This is a genomic window from Chryseobacterium sp. CFS2 (assembly GCF_036543225.1).
GTDB lineage: Bacteria > Bacteroidota > Bacteroidia > Flavobacteriales > Weeksellaceae > Chryseobacterium > Chryseobacterium culicis_A.
In genome coordinates this window covers 506,189-524,941 of the sequence record NZ_JAZHQU010000001.1, presented here as the reverse complement: position 1 = coordinate 524,941, position 18,753 = coordinate 506,189, and the positions used below count along the sequence as shown (strand labels likewise).

13 protein-coding genes are annotated in these 18,753 nt (G+C 37.2%); 11 read left to right on the top strand and 2 right to left on the bottom strand.

Going from position 1 to position 18,753, the window contains the following annotated elements; genetic code table 11:
- Positions 1-125: 125 nt before the first annotated feature.
- The 3 genes from ODR02_RS02330 (at position 126) to ODR02_RS02320 (ending at position 8,886) form a co-directional block, all read left to right on the top strand.
- Positions 126-2,486 carry a choice-of-anchor L domain-containing protein gene (locus ODR02_RS02330; protein WP_309511500.1) on the top strand — a complete coding sequence of 787 codons (2,361 nt, stop codon included), beginning with the start codon at positions 126-128 and terminating at the stop codon, positions 2,484-2,486.
- 168 nt (positions 2,487-2,654) lie between these two features.
- Positions 2,655-6,239, top strand: a complete 3,585-nt coding sequence (locus ODR02_RS02325) for a choice-of-anchor L domain-containing protein (protein ID WP_309511499.1) — start codon at positions 2,655-2,657, stop codon at positions 6,237-6,239.
- 289 nt (positions 6,240-6,528) lie between these two features.
- A complete protein-coding gene (locus ODR02_RS02320; RefSeq protein WP_209785321.1) occupies positions 6,529-8,886 on the top strand; it encodes a choice-of-anchor L domain-containing protein in 2,358 nt (785 codons plus the stop codon).
- A gap of 128 nt (positions 8,887-9,014) precedes the next feature.
- On the opposite strand, the gene rsmA is transcribed toward ODR02_RS02320, so the two are convergent.
- Positions 9,015-9,785 carry a 16S rRNA (adenine(1518)-N(6)/adenine(1519)-N(6))-dimethyltransferase RsmA gene (rsmA, locus tag ODR02_RS02315; protein ID WP_105684709.1) on the bottom strand — a complete coding sequence of 257 codons (771 nt, stop codon included), beginning with the start codon at positions 9,783-9,785 and terminating at the stop codon, positions 9,015-9,017.
- Positions 9,786-9,876: 91 nt separating this feature from the next.
- On the opposite strand from rsmA, the gene ODR02_RS02310 reads away from it, so the two are divergent.
- The 7 genes from ODR02_RS02310 (at position 9,877) to ODR02_RS02280 (ending at position 15,398) form a co-directional block, all read left to right on the top strand.
- Positions 9,877-10,776, top strand: a complete 900-nt coding sequence (locus ODR02_RS02310) for a cell division protein FtsX (protein ID WP_034695324.1) — start codon at positions 9,877-9,879, stop codon at positions 10,774-10,776.
- A 2-nt stretch (positions 10,777-10,778) separates the two neighbouring features.
- Positions 10,779-11,075 carry a DUF3098 domain-containing protein gene (locus tag ODR02_RS02305; RefSeq protein WP_105684710.1) on the top strand — a complete coding sequence of 99 codons (297 nt, stop codon included), beginning with the start codon at positions 10,779-10,781 and terminating at the stop codon, positions 11,073-11,075.
- A gap of 115 nt (positions 11,076-11,190) precedes the next feature.
- Positions 11,191-12,009 carry an undecaprenyl-diphosphate phosphatase gene (locus tag ODR02_RS02300; RefSeq protein ID WP_309511498.1) on the top strand — a complete coding sequence of 273 codons (819 nt, stop codon included), beginning with the start codon at positions 11,191-11,193 and terminating at the stop codon, positions 12,007-12,009.
- Positions 12,010-12,029: 20 nt separating this feature from the next.
- Positions 12,030-12,728 (top strand): tRNA pseudouridine(55) synthase TruB, encoded by a 699-nt coding sequence (gene truB, locus ODR02_RS02295; RefSeq protein WP_309511497.1) that lies wholly within the window; start codon positions 12,030-12,032, stop codon positions 12,726-12,728.
- Entirely contained in the window at positions 12,725-13,303 is a 579-nt protein-coding gene (locus ODR02_RS02290; protein WP_309511496.1) for a hypothetical protein, read from the top strand. The genes truB and ODR02_RS02290 overlap by 4 nt, the downstream gene beginning before the upstream one ends.
- Positions 13,303-14,025 (top strand): 23S rRNA pseudouridine(2604) synthase RluF, encoded by a 723-nt coding sequence (gene rluF, locus ODR02_RS02285; protein WP_309511495.1) that lies wholly within the window; start codon positions 13,303-13,305, stop codon positions 14,023-14,025. The genes ODR02_RS02290 and rluF overlap by 1 nt, the downstream gene beginning before the upstream one ends.
- 149 nt (positions 14,026-14,174) lie before the next feature.
- Complete coding sequence (locus tag ODR02_RS02280) at positions 14,175-15,398, top strand: hypothetical protein (protein WP_309511494.1); 1,224 nt, start codon at positions 14,175-14,177, stop codon at positions 15,396-15,398.
- Positions 15,399-15,484: 86 nt separating this feature from the next.
- Here the strand turns inward: ODR02_RS02280 and ODR02_RS02275 are convergent, their stop codons facing one another.
- The gene (locus tag ODR02_RS02275; protein WP_309511493.1) at positions 15,485-16,747 is read right to left on the bottom strand and encodes a helix-hairpin-helix domain-containing protein; all 1,263 of its coding nucleotides are present in this window, start codon (positions 16,745-16,747) and stop codon (positions 15,485-15,487) included.
- A 358-nt stretch (positions 16,748-17,105) separates the two neighbouring features.
- Between ODR02_RS02275 and ODR02_RS02270 the strand changes: the two genes are divergently transcribed.
- Positions 17,106-18,746, top strand: a complete 1,641-nt coding sequence (locus tag ODR02_RS02270) for a T9SS type A sorting domain-containing protein (protein ID WP_309511492.1) — start codon at positions 17,106-17,108, stop codon at positions 18,744-18,746.
- The last annotated feature ends 7 nt before the right edge of the window (positions 18,747-18,753 follow it).

Genomic DNA, 18,753 nt, shown 5'->3' with positions numbered 1-18,753 from the left:
AATTTACGGAAAATGTAACGATAAGAAAAAATTATTGTGAATGTGGATGTGGAATAAGAAAATAGTAATACACAATGGTGAATTAGTATAATTATTTTTGCTACATTTGAACAAATGAAAACAAAATGTTAATTTATAGACTAAAAAACTATTTTTTCCTTTTTTCTTTTTTATTGATTTCTGCTTCTGCATTCTCTCAAACGAGACCTGTCAGAAAATCAGAAAAGATAAAACCTTCTGCGGCAAGTCTTAGAGCTGGAGCATTCATTGATGTGAATGTACCTCCCTATACACCTTCAAACTATACGCCGGAACAGTTGGTAAAGAATATTTTGATCAATGGCGGTACCAACTGTACAACAGCCAATGTTACCAATGTTACGGTATCTCCTGATCATGAAGTGACAAACAGCAACAGATTCTGGGGATATTTTCATAAAGGAACAACGAATTTTCCTTTTACAGACGGGATTGTTCTGACTACTGGATATGCTTCCGAAGCAGGTAATAATTATGTATCAGCGGTTGGACAATCAGTGGGAACAGGAAGTGATGCGGATCTTGTAGCAGCTACCGGAGCCAATGTTAGCTTAACGGATGCCGTAGCCCTTGAATTTGATTTCGTTCCGAATTCAAACCAGGTAAAATTTAATTACATATTCGTTTCTGATGAATATACTTCCAATTATCCTTGCTTGGGCTATTCCGATGCCTTTGCCCTTTTATTAAAGAAAGTTGGAGATCCTACCTATACGAACCTGGCAGTATTGCCCGGAGGTGCAGGACCTGTAAGTGCAACCAATATTGTTCCTGCAGGAAATGGATTCAGCTGCGGGCCTATCAATGCAACCTTTTTTGGAGCTTTAGCAAACCCGCATCTGGTTATTAATTATTTTGGAAGAACAACACCTCTAACAGCTGTTGCAGATGTAATTCCAGGGCAGACGTATCATTTTAAAATGGTATTGGCTGATGCAAAAGACCCTTCCCACGACTCTGCGGTTTTCTTAGAAGGAGGATCTTTTGATGTGGGGATTAAAATTGTAGACGAAACCGGAGTGGTTTTACCGGGAAGTATCAATATGTGTGATAATACTCCAAGGCAGTTGAAAGCTCAGGTAGCAGCAATTCCGGGAATGACTTATCAATGGTATAAAGATGGAGTCGCTATTCCTGGGGCAACAAGCGCTATTTATATTGCTACCCAGGCGGGAGTTTATACTGTAAAAGTAATGGTTCCGGGAAATCAATGTCCTAGTGAGGCAACCATTACGATCGTCGGAGGAACGAGCCCTACTGTACAGAATGCTGAACTTAAACTCTGTACAAGCCCTGCAATTACCAGTTTTAACTTGGAAACAGCAAAACCATTGATCAGTACAACACCAGGTGCAGTATTCCGTTTTTATGCCAACCAGGCTGATGCACAGGCTCAAAATAACAGTTATATCACCAATCTGACCAACTATGCTGGAACAGATGGACAAATATTATATGTTCTGGTTTCCAATGGAGCTTTCTGTAGCAAGATTGCAACATTAACCTTAAGAAAAGAAGAAACACCAACAGCTTTACTTACCGCTCCGAGATTGAAAATTTGTGCCGGTGAATCTGTTTTATTAACAGCTTCTGGCGGTGTTACCTATGAATGGAGTGATTCTGCAAGTACTACCGGAGGAATAAGAACGGTAAGCCCCACTCAGACTACCACCTATACGGTATATGCTATCGGAGCACAGGGATGTAAATCTCTTCAGCCGGCACGTATTACCATTGAAGTAGTACCGGCTATTGTTTCAAACTTAAAAGGTGGCCACATCTGTCAGGGTGATAAAATTGTTCTGGATGCAGGTTCAGGCCCTGGATATACCTATCAGTGGAGTTCTGGTGAAACAAGTCAGAGCATTACAGTAGCTACTCCTGGAGAATATACGGTAATGATCAGTAACGGAGTTTGTTCAAAAGAGTTCAAGACTCAGGTTATTAAAGCCGTGATTCCTGAAGTGATAAAAGTGGATTATAATGAGAGCGGAACAATGATTGTCACAGCAAGTAATCCAAGTAATGGTATCCTTGAATATTCAGTAGATAACGGGGTTACATGGCAGTCTTCGAATATATTTAATAATGTCCCTAAAAATAAAATCATTTCGATCAGAGTTAGGGTTAAATTTACAAGCTGTGTAGGTTTCCTTGAATTCTTTACATTCGTGATGAAAAATGTAATTACTCCAAACGGTGATAATATTAATGATATCATTGATTTCAGCGGGGTGGTTAATTATAAAGATTTCAGTGGACAGGTTTTCGACCGATATGGAAGAGAAGTGTTCAAAGCTGCGAAGATCAATCCATATTGGGACGGATATTTTCAGGGCAAAAAGCTTCCTACTTCTACCTACTGGTATCAGGTAACCTTCGAAGATCCTGCAAGTAAAGAACTTACTGTAAAAACAGGATGGATATTACTTAAAAATATAGAATAATTTAAACTTTAACTGAAAGACTGACTATTTTGTCAGTCTTTTTTTATTATTTTAAAATAAACAGAGTTGATATTCTAATATAAATAAATTTGCGTTAGTAATAATGTAAATTGTGTTAACTTGAATTTCAATCAAAAAAAATAGTATTTTTGTTCAAAATAATATAAAATGTTAAATAGGAGGAGAGGAAATTTATTTTTAGCGTTATTTTTAGCTTTCATGGGGAACTTTGTTTTGGCTCAAAATAAAGGAAGGGTAGAAATTGCTGCAAAACCTAAAGCTGCTTCCTTGAGAGCAGGTGTTTTTATCGATGTAAACGCACCAAGCTACCCGGAATCCGGCTATCCTATAACTCAGCTGATAAACGATGTTCTTATATCGGGCGGTACCACTTGTACCAGTTCAACGGTAAGCAATGTGACAGTATCTCCAAACTTGTCTGCCACCAATCAGAACCGTAGCTGGGGATATTTTAATAAATCAAATACAAACTTTCCTTTCAGTAAAGGGATTATACTTTCAACAGGGTATGCCAATAAAGCCGGGAATACTTTCCAGGGAACTTTAAGTGATGACCTTGGAACTGGTGGAGATGTAGATCTGGCGAATGCCTTAGGGATTGCTAACAATAACCTGACCAATGCAACATCTATAGAGTTTGACTTTGTAGCTGCTTCTACTGAAATTACTTTCAGATATTTATTTGCTTCCAAAGAATATCAGCAAAACTTTCCATGTACTATTACAGACGGTTTTGCCTTACTGTTAAAAAAAGCATCTGATCCTACTTATACCAATCTTGCAGTGCTTCCGGGAGGAGCAGGGCCTGTAAGTGTAACGAATATCCACCCGCAATATCAAAACTGCGGGCCTAAAAATGAAGCCTATTACGGAGGTACCAATACTGCTCAGGTTGAAACCAATTTCAATGGACGTACTATTCCGCTTACTGCAAAAGCAACGGTAATTCCTGGGCAAACCTACCATTTTAAAATTGTGCTTGCAGATTATCAGGATCCCAACTTTGATTCAGCCGTATTTCTTGAAGCCGGATCATTCGATATCGGGGTAAAAATCCTGGATCCGGCAGGTGTACAACTTCCTGCATCTGTAAATATGTGTGATAATACGCCACAGACTTTTACAGCTTCGGTTCAGGGACCTAACATAACCTATCAGTGGTATTTGGGAACCAATGCAATTCCAGGAGCTACTAATGCAAGTTATACTGCAACACAGCCTGGTGTATATACCGTTAAGGTTTTCATCCAGGGAAATAGCTGTCCGGGAGAAGCTACTATTACTGTGGTTGGCGGAACATCTCCTACAGTACAGAATGCTACACTGACGGCCTGTTATGCCGCTGGGAATGCAACTTTTAATTTAACATCAGCACAAGCCTCAATAAGCACTACTCCGGGAGCTGTGTTTTCATATTATACCACATTGGCAGATGCTAATGCAGGAAATACAAATACAGTTCCTAATCCAACAGCTCATCAGAGTGCAGGCGGAACGGTGTATGTAAGAGTGGCAAACGGTTTCTGTGCAAAAGTAGCGCAGCTGCAATTAGTAAAAGCCCCACAAATGGTACCTACTATTGCTCCACCGATAGTGCTTACCTGCGCTAGCTCTCAGACGACACTGGATGCTTCAGCTTCTGTTTATCCGGCTGGGGCTACATTCAACTGGACGACTACCGGAGGAAATATTGTTTCAGGAGGAACTACTTTAAATCCTGTGATCAATGCTGCGGGAACCTATACTTTAACCATTACAAAAGTTTATCAGCCTGGCAATATCAGCTGTACAGCTGTAGGAACTGTAACCGTAACAGGAAACAGCGCTCCGCCAGTTACCGGGCTTACGGCAAACAAAATAAAAATCTGTAAAGGAGATTCTGCAACCCTTACTGCTTCAGGAGGTGCTACCTATAACTGGGGGAATGGCCTTACCGGAAACGGAAGCACACAGGTTGTTTCACCTACTGTTACAACAACCTATACTGTAACAGCAGTGGGAGCGAATGGTTGTGTGTCTCAAAACCCTGCCACTTTAACAATTGAAGTGTCAGAACCTTTTACAGCCCAAAACGCAACATTACATAAGTGTTATCAGCCAGGATTAACTTATAATCTTACTGAAGCTCAGACTCAGATTACAACTGCTGCAGGAGTTACTTTTACTTACTATATCAATCAGGCTGATGCTAATGCTGCTAACGGAAACTTTATTGTAACACCTACAACATATACACCTCCAGGAGGAAGCCAGACTATTTATGTATTAGCAAGTAATGGAGGTTGTAGCTATGTAGTGTCTCTGCAATTATTAAGTACAGCTCAAACGACTCTTACCATTGCTGCGCCGCAAACAATTACCTGTACAACTCCACAGATTACACTCAATGCTTCAACATCTGTAGTTCCTGCGGGATCTACTATTGCATGGACCACAACCGGAGGAACTATCGTATCAGGAGGCAATACACTTACACCAGTTGTAAGCGCTGGGGGAACATATACTTTAACGGTTACTAATATATCACAACCAGGAAACTTAAGCTGTACGTATACTGCAACAGTAACAGTACAGGAAGATAAAGTACAGCCGATAGCTGCACTTGTTTCATCACAACCCCGTATTTGTGTTGGAGAATCTGTAACATTGACAGCTTCTGGAGGAGTAACTTATAACTGGGGCAATGGCCTTACCGGAAATGGAAATACTCAGGTTGTTTCACCTACAACAACAACTGTGTATACCGTATTTGCTGTTGGAGCTAACGGATGTATTTCTGCAACACCAGCAACAGTAACAGTTCAGGTAGGTCCACCTATAGCAGGACTTACCGCATCAAAATTAAAAATTTGTGAAGGAGAATCTGTAACATTAACAGCTACAGGAGGAATTACTTATAACTGGATAGGGCTTACCGGTAATGGAAATACACAGGTTGTTACTCCAACAGTAACAACAGAATATTCGGTATTTGCATTGGGAGGAAACGGATGTAGTTCTGTGAATCCGGCTAAAGTTACCATTGAAGTAGTTCCTGCAATTGTTTCTACATTAAAAGACGTATTTGTCTGCGCCGGAGATAAAGGAACGCTGGATGCCGGGGCAGGACCAAACTATACTTATGTATGGAGTACAGGAGCAACCACTCAAACGATAACAACTAATATTCCCGGAACGTATTCTGTGATCATCAGTAACGGAGTTTGTTCAAAAACTTTCTCTGCACAGCTGATCAATCCTGATTTACCACAGTTTACGAATATTGTTTATGATAACCATATTCTTACCCTTACGGCAAGCAATCCTACTGGTGGAACATTAGAATTTTCCATAGACGGAGGATTGACATGGCAGTCATCAAACGTATTTACAGGAGTTTTAAATAATACCATGTATTCTGTAATGGTAAGAGTGAAAGGTGCTAAATGCGGTACTTCACTGGATTATTTTACATTCATTATCAGCAATGCTATTACCCCTAATATGGATGGTGTTAATGACACTATAGATTTCTCCGGAATCAGCGGATACAAAGATTTCGCAGCTTCTATCTTCGACAGGTATGGAGCAGAGGTATTCAAAGCAGCTAAAGGTGATGTGATATGGACAGGATCTTTAAAAGGAATCAATCTTCCTACTGCTACTTACTGGTACAGGGTACAATGGGAAAACCCGGCCAGCAAGAAACTGGAACAACGTTCCGGATGGATACTTCTGAAGAACAGAAACTAGACATTTATTAAAAATAAAATAGTAACAAGAAAATCTTTCAGCAATGAAAGATTTTCTTGTTTTTAGGGGTAAGTGTTATCATGATTTGTGAATTATTTGAAATGAGAAGGAAATATGTTAAAATAATTTGTAATTCAATGCTACCACATCATTTATGGTTTCTTCGGGTAGGGATTGATTAACGAAAATTTACTGTAAAAGGTTCTTATTTTGTTTTTTTGTAGTAAAAAATATAAATATGTATATGAGATATTTAAAAAAAAATTAAATTTGTTGAAACAAAAATATTATGAGAAGATATCTACCGCTTTGTTTATTTTTTTTAGTCATCTCGACTTTTTTATTTTCACAAAACCTGCCACCGCGAAAACAGGCAAAAGAAATTCCTTCCAATCTATCCAGAAGAGCTGGGGCTTTTATTGATGTGAACGCTCCGCAGTATCCTGAAACTGCTTACACTATTGAGAAAATGGTTAAAGATGTATTGATTTCATCCGGAACCAATACCTGTCTTACTCCCAATGTAACCAATGTGAAGATTACTCCTAACCATGCTGCAAGTAATGCAGACAGAGCATGGGGATATTTTCATAAAGCTACAACCAATTTCCCTTTTAAAGACGGTCTTATTCTTTCTACAGGTTATGCGAGAAGAGCAGGTAACACTTTTGAAGGCGGCCTTAGTGATGTCAACGGTGGAGGATCAGATGCTGATCTTGCACAGGTGATTGGGGTAGTGGAAAGTAGATTGAATGATGCTGTTCTTTTGGAGTTTGACTTCGTTCCAACAACCTCTCAGATTAAATTTAATTATCTGATTGCATCAGAAGAATATACAGGCTCATTCCCTTGTACCTTTGCAGATGCCTTTGCAATCTTATTGAGACCTACTTCAGGTGGACCTTATGTAAATATGGCTGTGCTTCCTGGAGGAGCCGGACCAGTAAGTATTACGAATATCCACCCTGAAATACCAGGGAGTTGTGGTGCTGTAAACGAACAATATTTCGGAGGATATAACACGGGTAACGTTGAAACCAACTTTAATGGAAGAACAATTCCATTAACTGCTACAGCAACAGTAGTAGCAGGGCAGGAATACCACTTTAAAATGGTAATTGCCGATTACAGTGACCATAGTTATGACTCTGCTGTATTTCTTGAAGGAGGATCTTTCAACATCGGGGTAGACCTTTTAGATCCTGCAGGAACGAAATTACCTTCAGATATCAATGTGTGTGATAATGTACCTCAGGTAATTACAGCTTCTGTAAATGACCCTAATCTTGTATACCAATGGTATTATAATGGTGCTCCGGTACCTAATGCCACTACCAATACAATTACCGCTATCCAGCCTGGTACCTATACTATCGAAGTAAGCGTTCCTGGTAATCCATGTCCGGGTAAAGCCTCCATACAGATTCACGGAGGAACAACACCGCTGGCTCAGGATGCAACATTGCTGCTTTGTACTACACCGGATATTACTACTTTTGATTTAAGTACTATTACATCTACTATCAGCCCTACACCGGGAGCGATTTTTAAATTCTACGTTAATCAGGCTGATGCAATTGCTCAGAATGATAATTATATTCAGACTCCATTAAACTATAATGGTAATGATGGTCAGATTCTTTATGTTGTTGTTTCCAACGGAGCATTCTGTAGTAAAATGGTTGAACTGAAATTACTGAAGGAAGTAACGCCAACGGCTAAAGTAAAAGCTTCCAGAATAAAAATATGTCCTGGAGAGTCTGTAACCCTTACTGCTGAAGGAGGAGATACTTATCTATGGAGTAATTTCATGGGAACAGGTAATATGCAGACGGTTACTTTATATCAGACGACAACATTTACAGTATATGCCATCGGACAAAAAGGATGTAAATCTCTGAATCCTGCAACCATAAGAATTGAAGTTACACCGGAAATCACATCACCATTAAAAGATGTTGAAATGTGTATTGGTGACATAGTAACCCTTGATGCAGGAGCAGGACAAGGCTTCAAGTATCTTTGGAGTACAGGGGCTACAACACAGAAAATTAATGTAGACCAATGGGGGATTTATTCAGTGGAAATTGATAATGGTATCTGTAAGAAGGTTTTCGAAGCTAAAGTAATGGGAGCTGCTACTCCTTTTGTTACTGCTTTAAATTATGAAAGCATCAAGAAAACAGTTACAATTACTGCAGAAAACCCTCCGATGAACAATACACCAAGTACATTAGAGTATTCTATAGACAACGGAATCAGCTGGCAGGAATCTAATGTATTTACTAATCTTTTAGACAATACAAACTATACTGTTTTAGTAAGAAGAGTAGGAACACATTGTGTGGGATCTCTTGAATTCTTTACCCTGCAGATCAACAATATTATTACTCCGAACGAAGACGGAATCAACGATGTACTGGATCTTAAAGCTCTTGGAGACTTTAAAAACTTTAAAGGTTCTATATATGACAGATATGGAGTAGAAATGTTCAGATTCTCAAAAGAAAATCCTATCTGGGACGGAACAGTGGGAGGTAAGAGACTGCCTACAGCTACCTACTGGTATAAGTTTAATTTTGAGTATCCAAAATCAAAAGCTCAGATGAACTGGTCAGGATGGATTATGCTGAAGAACAGAAACTAAAATTGATAATGTAATATAAAAGAAAGCCTTTCAAATGTATTTTTGAAAGGCTTTTTTTAACAAAGAATGTTACTGTATTTTGTTCAACAAAAAGCTCCCGGCAAAGAAGCTTTTTTTTAATGATTTCTTTATTGATTTTCTTTCCAGAGGTTAGCAAAGTGTATAAAATCTGCAACACTAAGTTCTTCTGCTCTCTTATCTAAAAATTCGTGTCCTTTTAAAGCTTCAGGAATATTTAATGATTTCAATGCATTAGAAAGTTTTTTCCTTCTTTGATTGAATCCTGTTTTTACAATTTGTTTAAACAAAACTTCATTTCCCGAAAGCCCTTCCTTAGGGTTTCTTGTAAGCCTGATTACTCCCGATTTTACTTTCGGCGGAGGATTGAAGACGTTTTCATGTACCGTAAACATATAAGATACATCATAATAAGCCTGTATCAGGACAGAAAGAATACCGTAATCTTTAGTTCTCGGAACAGCAGCCGTTCTTTCAGCTACCTCCTTCTGGAACATTCCTACCATTTCCGGAATCAATTGGTAATGATCTACAATCTGAAACAAGATCTGAGATGAGATATTGTACGGAAAATTACCAATGATCGCAATCTCATCGTCTTTGATAAAACTGAAATCCTGCTTCAGGAAATCTCCTACAAAAGTTTCTTCAGTTACTTTCGCATAATTCTTTTTCAGGTATTCGATAGATTCTGTATCGATTTCTGCAAGGTAAATCTTCTGCTCCTTTTCAAGAAGATATTTGGTAAGAACTCCCATTCCGGGACCCACTTCCATAATATTATTATAGTTCTCAAAACTAAGACCTTCTACGATTTTTCTTGCGATATTTTCATCTGTCAGAAAGTGCTGACCCAGATGTTTTTTTGCTTTTACACTCAAAGTTTTTTATGATTTTATTAACAATGATTTTCTTTATTTCGTCCCAAATTTCGGAAGATTTTTTCTATTTTAGCCAAAAATTTTAATATTAATGGCTAAATCTGTAGATGAATTTAATAAGAAAAGGCTTCGGTCCAGCAATATTACAGTAGTGATAAGTATTGCCTTAGTGTTATTTTTGTTAGGATTAATGGGGCTTATTCTGATTAATGCCCAGAAATATTCTGACTATATCAAAGAACAGTTGGTGGTGAACGCCTACTTTGATGAAAACTATGACGCTAAAGATTCTGTAAAAATTGCAAAACTTGAGGAAGAAACTTTTAAAAAGGTACAGTTATTAGCTCCTGTAAAAAAAGCGACTTATATTTCAAGAGATATGGCGGCAAAAGAAGCCAAGAAAACTATGGGAATCGACAGTGATGCATTGTTTGAAGAAAATATTTTCCCTTCTTCTATTGAAGTTGCTTTAAAACCGGAATTTGTAGATCCTGCAAAAATTGATGAAGCCATTAAAGAGATCAAATCCGTTCCGGGGATTATTGATGTTAAAAATGACAGTACTTTGATGGTAGATGTTTACAATAACCTGAGCAGAATTCTGAAGTGGATCTTAGGATTTTCAGTGCTGTTCCTGATATTGGCGGTTGTATTGATCAACAACTCTATCCGTCTGAAAATATTCTCGAAGAGATTTATTATTAAAACGATGCAGCTGGTAGGGGCGAAAAGAAGATTTATCCTTAAACCTTTTATTGTAGAAGCTATTATTTTAGGAGCCATCGGTTCTGTAATAGGTCTTATTGCTTTAGGAGGGGTATGGTATTATTTCACAAGTCAGATTGGCTCTGCTTTCGTACAGGACAACAACCAATATTTCTGGTTAGTTATCTTAGTACTTGGAGTTGGAATTTTTATTTCTGTCTTAAGTACAATTTTCGCGACATGGAGATTCTTAAAATCAAACGTTGACGATTTATATTACTCTTAACAATGAGCAAAAAAACAAATAAATTTTCCGCTTCAGACTTTGGACATGAAGCAGAAGTACCACAGGAAAGTGCTTTCTATTTCGGACAGCAGAATTTCAAATGGATGTTGATAGGATTAGCATTTATTGTAGTTGGGTTTCTACTGATGATGGGTCCCGATGCCAATACGGTAGATGGAAAGTTTGATCCGAACTCATGGAATGACGGTATCTTTTCTATCAGAAGAATCAGAATAGCACCTCTGTTTGTTGTTATAGGATTTGTCATAGAAGTGTACGCGATCTTAAAAAGAAAATAAATAAAATACACTTTATTTAAGGATTAAAAAATTTAAGAATTTAAAGATATGAAGCTAATAAGCCCATCTTTTTAAATTCTTAAATCTTTTAATCTTTTTAATTTTTTAAAAGAATATGGATTTAATCAAAGCAATTATTATTGCCATTGTAGAAGGGTTGACAGAATATCTTCCGATTTCTTCTACAGCACATATGGGGTTTACTGCAAATCTTATGGGGCTGGAGGAAACAGAATTTTTAAAAATGTTTCAGGTGTCCATTCAGTTTGGAGCCATTTTATCTGTAGTAGTAGCATATTGGAAAAAGTTTTTTGATTTAAACAATATTCAGTTCTATTTCAAACTGGCTTTTGCGGTAGTTCCGGCTTTGGTGCTGGGATACTTATTCGATGATAAGATTGAAGCCATTCTTGGAAATCAGATTGCTATTTCTTCCGTATTGGTTTTAGGAGGTGTTATTTTGCTGTTTGCAGATAAATGGTTTAAGAATCCTAAGATTGATGATGAAAAAGGGATTACGATAAGAAATGCCGTTACCATCGGTTTTTGGCAATGTCTTGCGATGATGCCGGGAACAAGCCGTAGTGCAGCTTCCATCATTGGAGGGATGGCACAGGGACTTACCAGAAAAGCCGCCGCAGAATTCTCTTTCTTCCTTGCTGTACCTACCATGCTCGCTGTAACTGTGTACTCAGTTTTTGTGAAAACCTGGGGAAAAGAAACAGCCCATCCACAGAAAGGATATGAAATGATCATGGCTTCACAGGATCACATTATGATCTTTGTAATCGGAAATATTGTAGCCTTTATTGTGGCACTTATTGCGATCAAAGCCTTTATTGGCGTGCTTAATAAATATGGATTCAAACCATGGGGCTGGTACCGTATTTTCGTTGGAATTGCTCTTTTGATCTATTTTTATTTCTTTAAATAGGAATTACATTATACCCATTCATGACTGCTGAAGAACTGAAATCAGGATACATTTTTTTATTGGATAAGCCTTTGGACTGGACTTCCTTCCAGGCTGTCAATAAAATGAAATACAAACTTAAAAGGGAATTTGATCTTCCTAAAAAATTTAAAATCGGACATGCCGGAACTTTAGATCCCAGAGCAACTGGGCTTCTTATTGTCTGCTGTGGAAAATTTACAAAGAAAATTCCTGAAATTCAGGATGCTCCCAAAGAATATTGGACAGAGATTAAAATTGGAGTACAGACAGAATCTTATGATACTGAAAAACCTGAAATCCTTCATCATGACATCTCACATATAACTGAAGAACAGGTAAAAAACATCCTGGAAAAATTTGTTGGAGAAATCGAACAGAAACCACCTATTTATTCGGCCATTAAAATTGATGGGGAAAGAGCCTATAACCTTGCAAGAGCCGGTGAAGAAGTGGAAATGAAGGCGAGGAAGACAACCATTCATTACATTCAGGATATTAAAATAGATTTCCCTTTGGTGAGCTTTATGGTAGGTTGTTCAAAAGGAACATATATCAGAAGTCTTGCTCATGATATCGGGCAGGAATTGGGGGTTGGAGCTTATCTGACACAATTAAGACGTACTAAAATCGGAGAATACGCCATTGAAGATGCTACAGATCAGTTTCTGAACAACGAGTACAGGTTTGAGGGCCTATGAAAATAAAATTATCCCTTTTATTATTCATATTTGCTCTTGTTAAAGCATTTTCTCAGGATACGGAAACCGGAAAATCCAAAATGGATTTCTATTTCAATCCTTCTCTGAATATTGGGTTTAATATTAATAAGAAAAATCAACCCAACAATTCGCAGTATATCGAAAACAGGTCTTCATTAGGAAATCTAACGTATGGTATTACTGCTGTAGGAGGTTATAATTTTCTTCCTAACTTTGCATTGGGAACAGGGTTTAAATATAGCTTTATACAGGATAATGATCACCTGATTTATTGGGTTATCCAGCCAAAGATTATTTTTTCTCCTGGAGAAAGACCTTTTTATATAGATATTAATTACGGAAAACAGCTTAATCACTCTGCTATTTCAGATACCGAATTCTGGGGTGGAAGACTGGGAATGCAGGTTTCCTATTCAAAAAGATTGAGTCAGGAAGGAGGAATCGTTTTTGAATCACACAAACTTAAAGATGGAGCTGATGGTTTTTTTATAGGCCTAGGCTATGGAATTACCATTTTTAGCAATAAAAATTATACCGGCTACGGAAAAGACTAATGGAAAAAACGCGTATCAATAAATATTTATCAGAAGTTGGATACTGTTCGAGAAGAGCAGCAGATAAGCTTTTGGAAGAGGGAAGGATTACAATAAACGGGAAAATTCCTGAGTTGGGAACAAAAGTTTCTGACGAAGATCTGGTAGAGGTAGACGGAAAACCTATCAGAGAACCTCAGGAAAAACCTATATATATCGTTTTTAATAAACCGGTAGGGATTGTTTGTACCACAGATACAAAACGCGAAAAAAATAATATCGTAGACTATATCAACCATCCAAAAAGAATTTTTCCTATCGGAAGATTGGATAAACCAAGTGAAGGACTTATTCTCTTGACAAGTGACGGTGATATTGTCAATAAAATTCTGAGAGCGAGAAATAACCACGAGAAAGAATATATTGTTCGAGTAGATAAACCGCTCACTCCAAAGTTTCTGGAAAAAATGCGAAATGGTGTTCCCATCCTTGATACGGTGACCAAAAAATGTGAGATAGAGAAGATTGATGATATGAACTTCAGAATTGTCCTTACTCAGGGACTGAACAGACAGATCCGAAGAATGTGCGAATACCTTGGATATGAAGTGAAAAAACTGAAAAGAATCCGTATCATGAATATCAAACTCGATTTACCCATTGGAAAATGGAGAGATATGACGGATGAAGAACTTAAAACTCTAAACTCTTTGCTGACAGATTCCAGCAAAACATTTGATTAAAATATCTAATATACTTTAGCAATTTCATTTTTTCTGATATAAACAATTTGAGGAGTAATTAATTATTTCTCACATATTAGTGTAATATATTTTATATTTCATTGAAAATATATTATATTTATAATACTAATAACCATAATCAGAAAATCATGAAACTAATATTAAATTTGGTTCTATTATTTGTTACTTTAGTAATATTTGTGAATTGTCAAAATGATAATCATAACCAGAATTACCCGCATGATTCTTCGTTTTACATTGATTATAGAAGTCTAAAAGGATTGCCAGATGGAATTGCCGTCATTGAACTCGATCCTGAAGCTCCTAATTTTGGAAATATCAGCAACAGACTTGAATTAGGTATAGGTGTATTGCCACACCATATCTATTACAATCAAAATGCAAAAAAAATGTACACAACTGCTTTAGGTGGCAGCTATCTTTATGAGATAAAAACGGGAGAAGATCAAAATGGACAACCCCAATTAATCAGTGCAACTCCTATTGATACCGGTGAGAATACAGTAGGCGAAAATTTATTTTTCACGAATGATGGCAGATATTTTATGACCTTTATGGGGGGAGCAGGAGGCCCAAAAGATGGTAGTATTGGGGTCTTTAATGCCAGTAATAATCAGCTTATCAAAACGATTAAAGCTCCAATTCAAACTAATCCCAACCAATTTATAATGTATCCGCATGGTATTTCCATTAATGAAGAAAAGGGATTAATGATGGTATCGTCCACCATTCACCCTGATCTTACTACCGGAATGGGCAATACCTGTACTTTATTAGATCTGAATACCTATGAAATAAAGGAGACCTATCAGGTAGCAGACTCGCCAACAGATATGTCCGCTCCTGTTGAAGTTTTACTGCTTCGTGGGAAATTTCCACAATACGCCCTTGCTACCACAATGCTTGGTGGTGATATCTGGATGGCTCCATACAATCCTACGACCAAAAAATATGATGCTTTTGCTAAGGTTTTTGATGGTAGTACAAAAGGATTAGGCTGGGCGCTCGAAATGTATATTGATGATTCAAACAAACTCTATGTAAGTTTTGCAGAACCTGGAAAAGTACTCGTATTTGATATCAATAACCTTCCTCAATTAAAGCTTTTGAAGACTTTTGATGCAGATAAAGGAGCACATCATATGGCTTTCTTTAAAACCAAATCAGGAAAAGAAGTTGTAGCAGTACAAAATAATTTATTGGATCTCCCTAACTTGAATTCAGGAACGATCAGTATCATTGATATTAATTCCGGAAAAAAATTAGGGACAGTAGATTTACGTAACCAATATGGAATACTACCCGAATCCATTGAAGGAACCAATGGTCCCAGCAATTATATGCATCACTAAAATTTAAAAGAGTATTTAAGAGCGCAAACTCTTGCGGGATCGTATTTTTGGAAGAGTTTATGTCCGTTTTTTATTTGTTCCCCCTATTATTTTATATATAATTTCATTCTTTCCTCATATTCAGGTTTCAGTTTTAAAAGTTTCCATATTGTTTTATCATCAGGGTTACTGATTCGGTAGAATAGTATTTTGTCTGCTGAATACTTGAAATAAGGATGATTTTTAAGCCATTCCTCCGGTGCATCTACTAATGAATACCGAGGTACTTTGGTGGTGCTCAATGGTGCTGTTGAAATCAGTTTTTGAACAAGATCCTGATCAATATTGTACGTACTTAAAATCTGTTGCTTATTCATAAAACCTCCCAGTTTTTTTCTGAAACCAATTATTGAACCTGCACTTTTTTCATCCAGTCCGAATTCTATAAGTTGTCTAAAAGTAATGGTATTGAGATCTGTTTTTGAAAAATCTGTTTTTTCCTGCTGCTTTTCCTGAAGTTTGATATAAGGTTTCATTTCCTGAAATTTCTCTGCAGAAATCACAAAACATTTCTGCAGATCATCCAGGCTTATAAAACTTCCATGTAAATTTCTGTCCCGATAATTGATAATGGTGTTTGCTTGTTTTTCTGAGAATCCAAGAGCTATCCAACCTTCTAAGTCCAGCTGATTGGGATTAAACATATGATATTGAACCTTAGATTTTATAGGATTATTCTTTGCCATATTCCTGAAGTTTTCCGGGGTTTTTGCCGGCAGTAACAGATAAGGCTCAAGTTTGCTGTAATTTTCTGTAGAGATGATAAAGCATTCTTTAAACTTTTCTTTGCTGATAAAACTTCCTCCGAGATAATTTCGATATTTAATAATAGCCTCTGCCTGTCTTTCACTGAAGCCCATCTTAAGCCAGTCATTGGCAGAAAACTGATCAGGGTTGAATTTCCCTGATATCATAATTTCTTTCTTTCCAAAAGTTTTGAATCCTTTTGAATTTTCCTTTTTTGTCATTTCAGGAAGTAAAATGAAAGATGCCAGCTCACTGAATTTCTCTTCGGAAATAGCATAACATTTTTTCAATTGTTCTTTTGAAGTAAATTTTCCGCCTACAATGTCTTTATACTTAAGAATGGTAATAGTCTGTTTCTCTGAAAACCCAAGTTTCTGCCATTGATCTTTATCAAGCGTATTGGGATCAAAATCGGATAAATGTGTTGCTATTGAAGCATCTGCAATGAATGTAACCTCAGGAAAAGGCTCTTTTTCCCGGCTGGTATATTTTTGATACGCAAATAAAACAGTCAGCAATGTGACCATAAATGCTAATTTCTGGTAATAGTTTTTTCTCATCATGTAGTAAACTTATACATAAAAATAAAACATGGCAATAGCTGATCCTGAAATGGTTAAATATGATATAAAGAAATTGTTTTATGATGTAAAAGCTAATAGGGATATTATCTTTTATGCGATATAATTTCGTAATCGATACTGCATGTTCATATTATATTATTGTTTTTTAATACGACAGGTTTTGTCGCTCCACGTAGATAATTTTACATCAGAATAAGACTGGATTTACTATAAATAAAGAAAATTAAATAATTAATAGTATGATTTACAGGATACCACATTAAAGTGATTTTGTGTCTTAAAAAGTATTAAATTCGCCACGTTTTAACAAACTAATTACTAACTCAAAAAACATAGAATGAAAAAATTCTACATCAGTGCATTCACCCTATGCACAATCCTGGGCATATCCGCTCAGGAAGTGGTATGGCAGAAAGACATCAAATCCTCTACCCAGGATTTTCTAAGCCAGGTCACCACCACGATCGATCAGCAGTATCTAATCACCGGAAGTTCTATACAGTCAGGAAGCGGGAAGCTGGAGGCTGGAAGTAAGCAAAACAACGGTTACGATTTCCATCTGGTAAAACTCAACCAGCAGGGACAGGAAGTCTGGGAGAAATATTTTTCGGGATCCAACCATGATTATTTATCCGCAACCGTTACCACTCAGGATGGCGGATTTTTACTGGCCGGAACATCATACTCAGGAAAGGGACTGGATAAAAAAGAGGATTCCAAAGGGGGATCCGATATCTGGTTAATCAGAATCAATGAATTTGGCGATGAATTATGGCAGAAAACTTTAGGAAGCACTTCCGATGAAGAAGCTAGGGCGGTCATTCAAACCACAGACTTAGGATTCTTTGTCGCCGGAAATGTACAGAGTTCATCAAAAGGCTATGGTTCCAAAGATGTATGGATCACAAAATTGGATAAAAACGGAAAAGAACTTTCTCAATTAATCTTAGGCGGAAAAGGCTTAGATGAAGTTGAAAAGATGATTCCCACGAAAGACGGCGGCGCATTGCTTGGAATTTATTCCAGAAGCACATCTGTTAAAACAAATAATCAGCAATCAACGACTAACCCTAATATTCCGTCTGACAGAACTGCAACCCATAAACTACTATCTGCAACCTCAAAGCAAAGCGACAACTTCGGTGAAGGCGATTACTGGATTGTCAAGCTAGATAAAAACGGAAAAGTAGAATGGGAAAAGAACTTTGGAGGCAAAGGTGATGACCACATCAGAACCCTGGCGCTGACTTCAACTGGCTTTATCATTGGTGGAGAATCCAGATCAGAAAGATCAGGTAATAAAACGGTAGGCCTTGAAGAAGGAACAGACCTTTGGCTGATTTCTTTAAATGAAAGAGGTGATGAACAATGGCAGAAATCCTACAATTTCAAGAACCGGGATATCTTAATGGGAATGAGTGTGATTCAGAGCCAAGATACAAGAACCAAGAATCAAGACTTTACAAAAGGAATATTGTTGGGAGGTTATACCCAGGCTGAAGGAAGAATACAGACTGATGACGAAACTTTCTGGATGCTATACCTTGATCAGAATGGAAATGAACAGTGGAGAAAACATGTCAAAGGAGAATCCAGACAAAAAGAAGAAAGGCTTTCAGATTTAAAACTGAACCGAGATGGCTCTATTATTTTGGCCGGAACCAGTGCGGAAGAATTGGGGAAAGAAAACTGGAAGATTGTAAAACTGGGTGATAAACAAGTCGATCAGCTGATTGAAAAATATGATATCAAAATCTATCCGAATCCTGTTTCAGACTACGCTTATGTGGAAATCGGCTTTGATTTCAAGGAAGCTGATATTTTATTGTATGATATGAGTGGAAGACAACTTCAGAGCCTGAAAACCAAGAACAGAGTAACGAAGATCAATACCCAGGCTTTGGTTCAGGGAGCGTATCTGATTAGTATAAAAACTGATACCAACAAAACGGCGAATGCCAAATTAATTAAGAAATAAATACAAA